Consider the following 12,495-nt stretch of genomic DNA (forward strand, 5'->3'; position numbering starts at 1 on the left):
TTACCATTTTTATAGATAAACTCAGTCAATTTCTAACAAATTTCTCCATGATTTAAGAGCATAATCAAAGTCATAGCCAATTACTTGAGAAGAATATGAAGACTGTTGGAAATGATCTGGTTCGGCATCAATTGCATGAAAACCGTAAATGGTATTTAGGCCTGGGTGCCTTATTAGTGTTATTTGGAATTGTACTGTTAGCGTCGCTGCCTTTTGCCACCTTATCTGTAGTATTCCTGTTTGGGGTCCTGATGATGATAGGTGGGGTAGTTCATCTGATTGCCGGGATTAAAATCTTCGATGGGACATTTCGCTGGCTCTGGCTGCTATTCGGTATCATCTATTTTATTGCGGGATATTATGCTTTTAGCACGCCAGCGAAAACTGCGATTGTACTGACCAATCTGCTTGCGATTGCTTTGATTGTGGCGGGAATAATTCGCGTCTTGAATGCTTTTATCTTTAAAGCATTTCGCGGCTGGGGCTGGACTTTATTTTCCGGGATTTTAACTTTAGCTACAGGTATCCTGATTCTATTGTCACCGAATGCACCGTTCTGGGTTCTAGGTGCTTTTCTGGCAATCGATATTTTGTTCCAAGGGATTAACTATCTGACTTTAGCTTCCTATATCAAGCATCGTGTTCCAAAAAGCTCCGCAGATATTTAAGTAAGACCAGTATAAAAAAGAGTGCAATGAGCGCTCTTTTTTTATTGGCATGTTCAGCTTTGCCTGTAAGATGGGTATGCATTTCAAATTAGTATAAAACCTATAACGCGGCCGATCATATTCATGAAAATCTTTGTTCTAGCTCCCGATTCATTTAAGGAAAGTATGACTGCCGAACAGGCCTGTCAGGCGATGCAGCGTGGTATTTTGCAGGTCTTTCCTGATGCAAATTGTATTACTTTACCAATGGCAGATGGTGGTGAAGGAACTGTAGATGCATTAATTTTAAGCCTAAAAGGTGAACGAGTAACGTGCCAAGTCACTGGACCATTAGCCAGTCAGTCGATCGAAACTTACTTTGGCTTGGTTGATGCTGGTCAGACCGCAGTGATTGAAATGGCGAAAGCCAATGGCATTCATCTGCTCGAAGCTGCTCGACGTAATCCCATGTTGACCTCGACTTATGGCACAGGGGAAATGATCAAACAGGCGCTGGAGCTTGGCGTAAAGAAAATCATTATCGGGCTCGGTGGTAGTGTGACCAATGACGGTGGTGCTGGAATGGCTCAGGCTTTAGGAGCCCGATTCTTAAATACTGCGGGAGAATCAATTCAGGTCTGTGGTGGTAATCTGGATCAGATTGATCAAATTGATTTTTCCCAACTCGATACTCGTTTAAACAATACAGAAATCCTGATTGCTTCAGATGTGAATAATCCATTGTGTGGACCGAATGGTGCTTCTGGTGCTTCAGTGATCTTTGGGCCGCAGAAAGGTGCAACATCGGAAATGGTACAGCAGCTGGATCGAAATCTAAGACATTTTGCTGATCTGGTTGAAACAAGCTTAGATATTTCTTTTAAAAACTTTCCCGGCGCAGGGGCAGCCGGTGGGTTAGGTTTTGGGTTGATGGCGTTTGCAGGAGCAAAGCTGCAATCCGGCGTAACGTTAATTACGGAACAAAATAGACTAGCGGAAAAAATTGCAGATGCAGATTATGTTCTTACTGGCGAGGGCAAGATCGATCATCAGACCGCTTTAGGAAAAACCCCATTTGGTGTGGCTCAGGTCGCCCAGCAATTGAATAAACCGGTAATTGCGTTTGCAGGTTTGGTCGGTGAAGGGATTGAGTCACTGTATCAGACTGGATTTAGCCAGATTATCGGAATTAATCCACCAGATTGTTTATTGGAAGAAGCCTTAAAGAATGCAGAAATTAATCTGGAAAAAGCAGTTGTTCAAACTGTTCAAAATATTCAGGAACAGGGTGTTTGAGTAAGATGGTCATTGCCGCAAAAGCTTGATAAAAAGACAAATATAAATGCCTAAGCAGATTTTACTTTTCAAGGATGAGAATCCTCAAAATATATTTTGAGTTCGCAAGGTGACAAAAATCCTTTGCTAGGTTGAGGGTATATCCCTATACCCCAATCCAGAAGACGGCATTCATGCCGTCAACCCTATAGCGAATTAAGAATAAAAGTTCGGTCTGTTTCAGAGCAGCTCAAAGCTATAATAAGAGTGATCTGTTAAACTACACCTATCCACAGAATGATGAGTGAAAATGAGTTTAGCCACCCTGATTGATGAATTAAATCCCCAACAAAAACAAGCTGCGACGACTGATGCCAAGCACAGTCTGGTTTTGGCTGGGGCGGGCTGTGGCAAGACCAAAACTATCGTGGCGCGTGCAACTTATCTGATTGATCAGGGTGTACCAGCGAATCAGATTCAGATTCTGACCTTTACTCGTCGTGCGGCGAGTGAAATCGTGGCACGGGTGGAACTGGCACTCGATGAACAGGCCAAAGGCTTACGTGCATCGACGTTTCATACCTTCTGTATGTATCTGCTGCGCCGAATTCCAAAGGCTTTTGGTCTGGAACAGTTTTCAATTATTGACCGTGATGATCAGCTGATGATGTTCCGCCTGATCCGTGGTCGGGATGACAAGAAAAATCCGGATTACCTGCCAAAGCCACAGGAACTCTGTGATTTATATTCCTTTGCGCGAAATACCCGGCAAAAACTGAGTCTGTCTTTGGAAAAGCAGATGCCGGAATATCTGGCACTCAAAGACCAGATTGCCGACATTATGAAGGAATATGAAGCGCGTAAGCGTGCGCGTAGCTTTCTGGATTATGACGATATCCTCGCTGTGGTGGCGACTGCTTTGGCACAGTCTGAAGGTCTGGTGGACTATGTGGCTTCGATCTGTCGACATATGCTGGTGGATGAAATGCAAGATACCAATCCACTGCAATGGGCATTGCTGGAACCTCTCAAAGAACATATTAGCCTATTCTGTGTTGGGGATGATGCGCAGTCGATTTATGGTTTCCGCGGTGCCGATTTTGAAAATATTCACCATTTCAAAGAGCGTGTGCCGGATGCAAAAATTTTTAAACTAGAAAAGAATTACCGATCAACCCAGGAAATTCTGGACCTGTCTAATTGGTTACTGGATCAGTCCGAAATCAAATATGACAAACGTCTGGATGCGCATCGTGGTGAAGGCATTAAGCCGAAGATGCACATTTTCCCGAATGAATTTGATGAAGCCAAATGGATCGCGATTGATATAAAAGAGCGCCATTATCTGCAAGGCAGCAAATGGTCCGATCATATGGTGCTGGTACGTTCCAGTTATGCAGCGCGACATATTGAAGCAGCTTGTATCGCGGCCAATGTTCCGTATCGATTCATTGGCGGGATGAAACTGTTAGAAACTGCACATGTAAAAGATCTGCTCAGCCTGTTGCGTGTGGTGGCGAACCCGCTGGACGATATTGCCTGGATGCGCTTTTTGACATTATGGAATGGTATCGGTGATGTCGGTGCAAGCAAACTGTCACAGCAGCTTTTAGCTGAGCCAGAGATGGAAAAGATTGCCGACAAGCTGGAAAAATTTGGCAAGATCCCGCTAGAAACCATTCTGATCATGAAGCAAATGGCGGTACTCAAAACCGAAGTACAGGCCTGTGTTGGTCTGGCAGTACAGGCGATTGAAGCACAACTGGCCGAGAACTATAAAAAGGACTGGAATCGCCGTCAGGGTGATTTTGAATTGGTTAAACAGCTAGCTTCTAAACATGCTCAAGTGAGTGAATTTCTGGAAGAATATGTGCTCGATCCGGTCTCTATTTCTGAAATTGAACGCCAGTCGGATACGGATGTAGTGACCCTCATTACCATTCACTCGGCCAAGGGTACGGAACAGAAAGTTTGTTATGTGGCCAATGTCACGCCGGGACAATATCCGCATGCACGTGCGCAAGGAGATTTCGATGATGTCGAGGAAGAGCGTCGTGTGCTGTATGTAGCGTTGACTCGTGCACAGAATGAGCTAATTCTGACCAAGCAAAACCTCAATCACTGGGCGCGTGAAACGGTAGATGAGCAGGGACGTAAAATTGAAAGCTATTTTCTTAATAATCTGAACCGTAATTTATGTGTTACAGAAACTCATTACAAAACCCGTCAACAGACTGTGAAAAGTGCTTTAATGGAGCGCCAGTCGATTAATTTAGATTTTGGGATTGATCTCGATTAAACTATCCTTTCTGGGTTTGACGCAAAAAGTAGAGTAGGCACGTGCTTTTTGATTATTTTTGCCTATCTTCCTAAGGTTATCCGATGAAAATTTTAGTTCGTAACTTGGCACGCACTGTAACAGAAGCTGAATTGCTGACCCTGTTTCAGCAATACGGTACTGTTGAATCTTGTGCGCTAGTCATGGATGCAGAAACAGGCAAGTCTAAAGGTTTTGCTTTCGTAGAAATGCCGCATGGCCGTGAAGCTGTTAAAGCAATTAAAGGTTTAAATACACTGCGCTTGCATGGTCAGGGGATTCGTGTGAAGCAAGCTGAAGAAAAGCCACAGGCTTAATAATACCTTATAAAAAAGAGCATGTGTGATGCTCTTTTTTTTGCCCTTAAAAAGGTTTGGATTTTTACTGAAGAGTCAATATCAGCAGTCTGAAGTATCAAGATCATGCAGAATAGATCGACAGCGTAGACAATCTTGCATTGCGTAATGCGAGCGTACGTTTTACTTTATAAGAGCCAAAATTTGTTTTAATGCTTAGGAAATCTCGATGACACGAGTTGCTCGCTATCATGCGGACCGTACCAATCAAAAACTTTATTTCACCCGTCTGGCCTGTCAGCAGGCTGAACAGACTGATCATGTGCAGCAGGCACAAGCTCATCGTGAAGCTGCCGTATTTCATCTGCATGGGGCACTGTTGGCCTTTTTACAGGAACTGGTACGCTATTACCGTCTGAATGACCTGAGCCCGACGCTGAAATCAATTGAAGAGCTCATGGCGACTAAGGGTCAGGTATCACCTGAAGTGACCGTATTACAGCATTTATCCAAAGATGGTTTTCTGGCTGAGCTGAAACGTGCTTACCGTCTCTGCCAATATGCGCCCGAGCCAAGTTCGCCACAACCTGAAGACGAAACTTCTTCAAATCTCATCATTAAAGTCACACAGACACCACAAGCCTGGTTACCTGATACTGCTATATTACGAGAATGGCATCGTGACCTGACGCAGCTTATTGATGGTTTTCGTAATGAGATGGTTGAATTTTAATCTGATCAGCTGTACTTGAAATTGCGATTATTAACCCTATATCAATTACTCTAATGATGCAAAGTGCAATCGCTCTTTGCCACCATGTTGAACATGGAGGATATATGTCTATAGAACAGTTGAAAGATTTATTTGGTAATCAAGACGCGATTTTGGAACTCGTTCAACTTGAAGGTGGCGCGTTGGCATTACGAAATGCGGGCTCAAAAAAACAGCCATTAGTCATGATTCAGTTTAATGACGAGGTGAAAGCCCTGTTGGGTGATCAAACGCCTGTGATTGCACAACACATGATTCAAGCCGCTTTATATGGTTTGCTGGAACAGCAGGTCAATGAATGGCAAGCTGAAGTTGTGGATGAAGAGCCAAAATATATGAGCTAAATTGCCTACCCTGGCGAGCAGGAAAGCACACTTGAAGTGTGCTTTTTCTGTTTTTATGAAATAAAAAAATAGAGAATAAGAGAAAAATTAAGTCGGTTAAATTAGAGAAGCAATTTAAAATTTTATAGTTTAGCGATCTGATAAATTTCAGTCCAATCAATAAAAAAAGAAGTTGCCAATTTTGACAACTTCTTTAAAAAATCAGCCTGAATAATGCGTAGGTGGATGGTTATGCGCAATCTCGATCTGGTTCAAAATATGATTGCTCATATTTCTCGCCATCTCCTCTTTGGCATAGTACACCTCGCCAATATTGTCACGGCGAATCACTTCAGCTTCTTCCTTGCTTTCCGCACATAGCAGAATCTGAATAGCAGGATTTAGGGTATTGGCAATATCCACGATTTTGTGGATATCAATAATATCCATTGGTGAGATCACCAGTAGACGTGCATGCTGAATATGAGCTTGAATCAGCACACCAGGTTCAGTTGCGACACCAGAAACTGCTGCAATGCCTTTTTTACGCAAGTTCTCTACGATCTCACGATTTTCTTCGGCAATAACTACCTTAATATTTTGTTCCATTAAGGATAGGGTAATCCGACGACCGACTTCACCATGCCCGACAATCACCACCTGATCGCGCAGATAGTCCTGCGAGACTTCATCCGGTAGCATGGCAAGCGGATCACCACTACGCTCCAATAAACGCGCGAGAGACGAACGTTCGCGAATCCATTTTTGTACTGGTTCTACTGCTGAGAAAATAAACGAGTTCAGGGTAATCGAAATCAGGGCACCCGCCAGAATCAGGTTTTGTCCATCGAGTGATAATAGATTTAGCGATACACCAAGTGCGGCCAGAATAAAAGAGAATTCACCAATTTGTGCCAGAGATGCACCGACGGTGAGTGCCGTATTGATTGGGTAGCGGAAGAACAGCACCAGTGCCATCGCTGCGATGGTTTTACCGATCATAATAATACCGAGCACCGCCAATACATGAAGCGGCTGATCCATCAGAATACGCGGATCAAACAGCATACCAACCGAAACAAAGAACAGAATCGAGAAGATTTCACGCAACGGTAAGGTTTCTTCCTCAGCACGGTGGCTGAAGTCAGACTCTTTGACCACCATCCCGGCAAAGAACGCACCGAGTGCCATGGATACGCCAAAGACCTTATAAGCCCCAAAGGCAATCGATACGGCTGCAGCTACGACGGTTAAGGTAAACAGCTCACGTGAGCCTAAACGTGCGACTACTTGCATGATCATTGGTACCAGACGCTTACCAATAATGAGCATGAAGGCAATGAAACCGGCTACTTTGAGTAGGGTAATGCCTAAGGTGATCCAGACATTCTGATCGCTACTACTGCCTTCCAGGGCCTGACCACCGAGCAGTACTGCAGTTGCAGGTAATAATACCAGTGCCAGCACCATGACCAGATCTTCAACCAGCAACCAGCCCACCGCAATTTTTCCGTTAATGGATTCGAGCAGGCCACGATCCCCTAGGGCTTTGAGAAGCACGACGGTACTGGCACAGGACAGGCTTAAGCCAAAGATCAGGGCAGAGCCAAAATTCCAGCCCCAGAGCATGGAGACCCCGACTCCGAGCAGTGTTGCGACTGCAATCTGTAAGACCGCACCTGGCAAAGCAATACGCCTGACCTGCATTAGGTCATTGAGAGAAAAGTGCATCCCGACACCAAACATCAGGAACATGACGCCAAGTTCGGCTAGCTGGTTCGCCAGATGTACATCACCGACGACGCCTGGGGTGTTCGGGCTAATCAGAATCCCGGCAACCAGATAACCAATCAGGGGGGGAAGGCGTAGACGTGCAGCGATATAGCCAAAAACCAGGGCCAAGCCAAAACCGACAGCTAACAGGATAATGAGCTCTACGTCATGTGGCACTAAACACTCCTTTAAAATAAATTTTATGAAATTTCAGTTTTTTATGGGAAATAAGCACAGAAAATGCCAGAAGGAACAGAAAGTTTATCAAGCCGCATAAAAAAAATGCAAAAAAAAACGACCGGGAAGGTCGCTTTTTTCAAAAAACTAAAATTATTTGATTTTAGCTTCTTTGAAGATTACGTGTTGACGGATTTTTGGATCAAATTTTTTGATTTCCATTTTTTCCGGCATAGTACGTTTGTTCTTAGTAGTGGTATAGAAATAACCTGTACCAGCTGAAGAAACTAAGCGAATCTTATCACGCATTGTCCTGACTCCTTACTTAGATCTTTTGACCTTGAGCACGAAGGTCAGCAACAACCTTTTCAATGCCCAATTTGTCGATAATACGCATACCTTTAGTGGTTAAACGAAGACGTACAAAACGTTTTTCGCTTTCTAACCAGAAACGGTGGTGGTGCAGGTTCGGCTCGAACCGGCGCTTAGTTTTGTTGTTGGCGTGTGAGACGTTGTTACCAACGACTGGACGCTTGCCGGTAACTTGGCAAACCTTAGACATGGTGTAACTCCATTGATTTAGCCAACAGCAAATCTGTATGGCCAGTCAAAAATAAACGGATTGAATTCATTCAAGGGGCGTTTTATATCAAAAATGCGCTTAAAAGACAAGCGATTTTATCTAAAACGAAGCATGAGCCCGTGTGATAGCTCATGCCTTGATCATTTATCGAAGAAGTGTCTTCGAAATCAGCTTATGGATCGGCTTATTAAACGGAGGCAGAATGTATTTCAAGCTATACAGCTTAGGATTCGACATTACTGACCGTTCATGCGACAAACTGAAGAAGCCTTCTGGCCCATGATATTTACCCATACCGGAAGCACCGACACCACCAAATGGCAGATCGTCCTGTGCGACATGGGTTAATACAGTATTTTGCCCGAAATGCCCTGAATGGGTACGCTGTGCGACATAATCAGCACGCGCCTGATCAAAGTCGAAATAGTATAATGCAAGTGGACGCGGACGGCTATTAATAAAGTCGATGACGTCGTCAATTTGATCATATTCCATGATCGGCAGGAGCGGCCCAAAGATTTCATGCTGCATGATCTGCATGCTTGGCATGACATTGGTTACAAGAGTCGGTGCAATTTTACGCAGGTCTGCTGGCGATTCATTACGCGGATTGATTTCAATAATCTGCGCACCTTGCTCACGGGCATCATCCAGATAACCTTGCAAGCGGTTGTACTGTTTGTCATTGATAATCGAGGTGTAATCCTGATTATGGCTGATGTCCGGATACATGCTTTCGACACAGGCTTTAAAATGATCGATAAACTCGGCAGTTTTGCCACGTGGCAGGAACATATAATCCGGCGCTACACAGGTCTGTCCGGCATTCCAGAGCTTGCCCACGGCAATACGCTGAGCCACATCACGCAGGTCAATCGATGGATGCACCAGTACAGGGGACTTGCCACCCAGTTCCAAAATTACTGGTACCAGATTTTCAGCAGCCGCTGCCATCACGGTTTTACCGACAGCTGTTGAACCGGTAAAGATCATCTTGTCAAAAACCAGTCGGCAGAAGGCATCAGATACCGTACCGCCACCATTCACCACGGCAACCAGTTCTTTAGGAAAAGCTTCAGCTAAGGCTTTTTCCAATACCTTGCCAAAAGCAGCCGATGAACTAGAAATTTTGATCATGGCATGGTTACCCGCAGCCAACGCACAGATCAGAGGGCCGATGGATAATAATAAAGGGTAGTTCCACGGCGCGATGATGCCGATCACGCCTAGAGGCTGATACTGTACCCAGGCTTTTGCCGGCTGGTGAATAATACCGACATGACGCTTGGACGGTTTCATCCAGCCGGTCAGGTTTTTGCTGTAATATTTAATATGTTCAAGACAAGTCAGTAACTCACCAATTTTGGTTTCCCCGACAGAGCGGTTACCATAGTCCTGATTAATTGCATCGGCAAATTGATCTTGATACTTAACTAAGATACGCTTAAGCCGAGCTAAACGATCGATACGTTCCTTTGCAGTCGGCAGTGGGTAGCGTAAGTAGGCGTGTTTTTGTTGAGCCAGAATTTCATTGAGGTGCTGGCTATCAAGAAAATGTGGTGTCATTGAAGTTGTTTTTGTGTGACTGTTCATGCCGCACTACCATTATTCAAAATCGATTAATTAATTTTTAGAGCAAATACTCTAATTAGTCAAGTTACTTTGTGTGTTAGCCTTGCTAATGCATGAACTGAATGGTTATTTTAGGATGTCCCAAACCAAAACGTTAAAAACCAAAGAGCGTATCTTACAGCTCAGCTTGCAGTTGTTTAATGAACGTGGCGAACGATCTGTAACCACCAATCATATTGCTGCTGAACTCGGCATGAGTCCAGGTAATCTGTATTACCATTTCCGTAATAAAAATGAAATTATCAAGGAACTGATGGAGCAGTATCAGCATCAGACGCTGGAAATGCTAGCACTTCCGGAAGATCGTGCTCTGGATGCCAATGATAAGATTCATTATTTTCAGGTACTGAGCAGTCAGCTTTGGGCTTATCGTTTTCTGCACCGTGATGTATACCATCTGGTCGAAAATAACGAAGATTTCCGCAAGCTTTATCCGCGTTTTGCTGGACAGGTCATGCAGCAGGGACAAAAAATTTATAAAGCCTTCGTAAATGCCGGCTTGATGGAAATGACCGATTCAGAAATTGAAGCGCTGATCATTAACCTATGGATTGTACTGACCAACTGGACCAACTTCCTGTATATGTCGGGGCATATTACCGATTCCAACACTCTGGAAGAAAAATGGGTCTGGCAAGCACTGCGTCAGATGGTGTTTCTGGAAGGTGCTTACCTGCGTGGTGAAAGCCGTCAAACGTATGAGAGCCTGCTCAATTCGTTTGGTTCTTCAGAGCTATTTGCCAGTCTATCGTCGCCTAAACCGCCTGAATCTGAACAAACTATTCAGAATATCTAAGAAACGCGTTAGAATACTCGGCTTATTTTTTTAATTTAACTAATTAGTGACCTTAACCAACATGAATATGACGACTGCTAATACCGCACGTTTATTGATTACTTGTGAAGACAAGCCGGGCATCGTGCAGGCTGTTTCAAGCTTCTTGTATCATCAGGGTGCCAACATTACGGCGCTTGATCAATACGCGACAGCAGCGCAGGGCGGACGTTACTTCATGCGTGTTGAGTTTGAACTGGACAATCTGCAAAGCCGTAAAGAAAGCCTGTTGCAGACTTTTGCTGCCAATGTTGCAGAGCGTTATGGCATGCACTGGCGTCTGGCACTGGTTAGTGATGTGAAAAAGGTCGGTATTCTGGTCTCTAAAGTCGACCATGCGTTGCTTGAACTGCTATGGCGTCATGCACGCGGCGGTCTGCCATGTGAAATCACTAAAGTAGTATCTAACCACGAGACTCTACGTGAATCAGTCGAAAACTTCGGTATTCCGTTTGAAGTGGTTCCGGTGACCAAAGAGAACAAACGTGAAGCTTATGCACAGATCGATGAACTGATGCAGGGCAACGATCTGCTGGTATTAGCCCGTTATATGCAGATTCTTGATGAAGAGTTCGTAAGTAAATGGGAAATGAAAGTGATCAATATTCACCATTCATTCCTGCCAGCGTTCGTGGGTGCCAATCCTTACAAACAAGCGTATGACAAAGGTGTAAAACTGATCGGTGCAACTGCACACTATGTGACAGCTGATCTGGATCAGGGTCCAATCATCGAGCAGGATGTAGAGCGTGTGAACCATGACTTTACTGTGGAACAGCTGCGTGAACTGGGTCAGGACGTTGAACGTAATGTACTGGCACGTGCAGTGAGATGGCATCTGGAAGACCGTGTCATTGTCGACGGCAATAAAACTGTCGTGTTCCAATAAGCACTTGCATCTCTGTTTAAAAAAGGCATACTTTAAGTATGTCTTTTTTGTTTGAAACAAAAATAATGGAGAAAAGTGGGATTAGTAGTTGCAAATGAAAACACTTCTCATTTATTATTGGCGTACTTTAATTGTGCTAACCGATGAGCTTGATAGTTTGTTTCGTATCATCTCTTCGAGGTAAATAGATTTAATGAGTCAAGTTGCTGCTCCCATGACACCACCACCGTCAAATCAGATGAAAAAGAAAGTCGTTTCTATTCTGGCGGCGGTTCTGGTTGGACACGTGGGTCTTTTATGGGCAGTCAGCCAGATGAAAGCACCTGAACTGAAACCAGTCGATAAAGAGCCTCTAAAAGTCCGTTTCGTCAAACTTCAGGAAGCACCAAAACCTTTACTACCGAAGCCAAAGCCGCCAGAGCCTAAACAAGAGCCAACAAAGCCGAAAGAAGTTAAAATTGTAGAAAAACCGCTGCCACCGCCACCCAAAAAAGTAGAAAAAATTGAGCAGGTGAAGAAAGCAGAAACGCCTAAACCTGTTACTGCACCGCCAGTTGAAGCCAAACCGGCACCAAGCCCAGTGGTTCCTGCGGTCGTGACTGAAACTAAAAAAGTAGCACCTGCACCTGTGCCGGTTGCGCCACCAGCACCTGTCGCACCGCCGGCTCCACCTGCTCCGCCAGCACCAAAAAGTGTTGCAATTGGCGGCGGCGTATCGTGGCAGCGTGCACCAAAAGTGTCGCTCTCGGCAGGAGAGTTAAAATCAGCCTGTTCATTGATGGTGGATGTATCTGCAAATGAGCAGGGGAAAGTGGTCTCTGCGACCGCACGAAATTCGAGTTGTAGTCCGGCCGTTACGCGCAAAGTTGAATCAGCGGTACGTCGTGCACAACTGACCAAATATATTGAAAATGGTGTGGCTTATCCAACCCGAGTGGAACAGCCTTTCGATTTTCAGATTACCAAATAACGGCTA

At 44.5% G+C, this 12,495-nt stretch carries 13 protein-coding genes; 9 read left to right on the plus strand and 4 right to left on the minus strand.

Annotation, left to right across the window (positions count from 1 at the left end; translation table 11 throughout):
* Nucleotides 1–95 precede the first annotated feature (95 nt).
* From FOC32_RS06615 to FOC32_RS06640, 6 genes are all read left to right on the plus strand, one after another.
* On the plus strand, nt 96–668 hold the full coding sequence (locus tag FOC32_RS06615) for an HdeD family acid-resistance protein (RefSeq protein WP_005232306.1): 573 nt from the start codon (nt 96–98) through the stop codon (nt 666–668).
* 123 nt (nt 669–791) lie between these two features.
* A complete protein-coding gene (locus FOC32_RS06620) occupies nt 792–1,943 on the plus strand; it encodes a glycerate kinase (RefSeq protein WP_125279252.1) in 1,152 nt (383 codons plus the stop codon).
* Between the two features lie 289 nt (nt 1,944–2,232).
* A complete protein-coding gene (locus FOC32_RS06625) occupies nt 2,233–4,221 on the plus strand; it encodes an ATP-dependent helicase (RefSeq protein WP_125279251.1) in 1,989 nt (662 codons plus the stop codon).
* An 83-nt stretch (nt 4,222–4,304) separates the two neighbouring features.
* Complete coding sequence (locus FOC32_RS06630) at nt 4,305–4,556, plus strand: RNA recognition motif domain-containing protein (RefSeq protein ID WP_005232301.1); 252 nt, start codon at nt 4,305–4,307, stop codon at nt 4,554–4,556.
* A 208-nt stretch (nt 4,557–4,764) separates the two neighbouring features.
* The gene (locus tag FOC32_RS06635) at nt 4,765–5,268 is read left to right on the plus strand and encodes a DUF6586 family protein (protein WP_005232300.1); all 504 of its coding nucleotides are present in this window, start codon (nt 4,765–4,767) and stop codon (nt 5,266–5,268) included.
* A 104-nt stretch (nt 5,269–5,372) separates the two neighbouring features.
* Complete coding sequence (locus FOC32_RS06640; RefSeq protein WP_004781893.1) at nt 5,373–5,651, plus strand: hypothetical protein; 279 nt, start codon at nt 5,373–5,375, stop codon at nt 5,649–5,651.
* A 201-nt stretch (nt 5,652–5,852) separates the two neighbouring features.
* On the opposite strand, the gene FOC32_RS06645 is transcribed toward FOC32_RS06640, so the two are convergent.
* The 4 genes from FOC32_RS06645 to FOC32_RS06660 form a co-directional block, all read right to left on the minus strand.
* Complete coding sequence (locus FOC32_RS06645; protein WP_104426633.1) at nt 5,853–7,580, minus strand: cation:proton antiporter; 1,728 nt, start codon at nt 7,578–7,580, stop codon at nt 5,853–5,855.
* 153 nt (nt 7,581–7,733) lie between these two features.
* Nucleotides 7,734–7,889, minus strand: coding sequence for a 50S ribosomal protein L33 (rpmG, locus tag FOC32_RS06650; protein WP_001205031.1), 156 nt, complete (start codon nt 7,887–7,889; stop codon nt 7,734–7,736).
* A gap of 16 nt (nt 7,890–7,905) precedes the next feature.
* Nucleotides 7,906–8,142 carry a 50S ribosomal protein L28 gene (gene rpmB / locus FOC32_RS06655; protein ID WP_000048256.1) on the minus strand — a complete coding sequence of 79 codons (237 nt, stop codon included), beginning with the start codon at nt 8,140–8,142 and terminating at the stop codon, nt 7,906–7,908.
* A gap of 165 nt (nt 8,143–8,307) precedes the next feature.
* A complete protein-coding gene (locus FOC32_RS06660; protein ID WP_005232298.1) occupies nt 8,308–9,756 on the minus strand; it encodes a coniferyl aldehyde dehydrogenase in 1,449 nt (482 codons plus the stop codon).
* Nucleotides 9,757–9,871: 115 nt separating this feature from the next.
* Between FOC32_RS06660 and FOC32_RS06665 the strand changes: the two genes are divergently transcribed.
* The 3 genes from FOC32_RS06665 to FOC32_RS06675 all read left to right on the plus strand — a co-directional run bounded on the left by FOC32_RS06665 (nt 9,872) and on the right by FOC32_RS06675 (nt 12,489).
* On the plus strand, nt 9,872–10,591 hold the full coding sequence (locus FOC32_RS06665; RefSeq protein ID WP_034580311.1) for a TetR/AcrR family transcriptional regulator: 720 nt from the start codon (nt 9,872–9,874) through the stop codon (nt 10,589–10,591).
* A gap of 61 nt (nt 10,592–10,652) precedes the next feature.
* The gene (gene purU, locus FOC32_RS06670; RefSeq protein WP_005232297.1) at nt 10,653–11,519 is read left to right on the plus strand and encodes a formyltetrahydrofolate deformylase; all 867 of its coding nucleotides are present in this window, start codon (nt 10,653–10,655) and stop codon (nt 11,517–11,519) included.
* A gap of 193 nt (nt 11,520–11,712) precedes the next feature.
* Nucleotides 11,713–12,489, plus strand: a complete 777-nt coding sequence (locus FOC32_RS06675) for a hypothetical protein (RefSeq protein ID WP_005232296.1) — start codon at nt 11,713–11,715, stop codon at nt 12,487–12,489.
* Nucleotides 12,490–12,495: the final 6 nt, after the last annotated feature.

Origin of the sequence: Acinetobacter sp. FDAARGOS_724, assembly GCF_013364475.1 — a bacterium.
Taxonomy (GTDB): domain Bacteria; phylum Pseudomonadota; class Gammaproteobacteria; order Pseudomonadales; family Moraxellaceae; genus Acinetobacter; species Acinetobacter variabilis.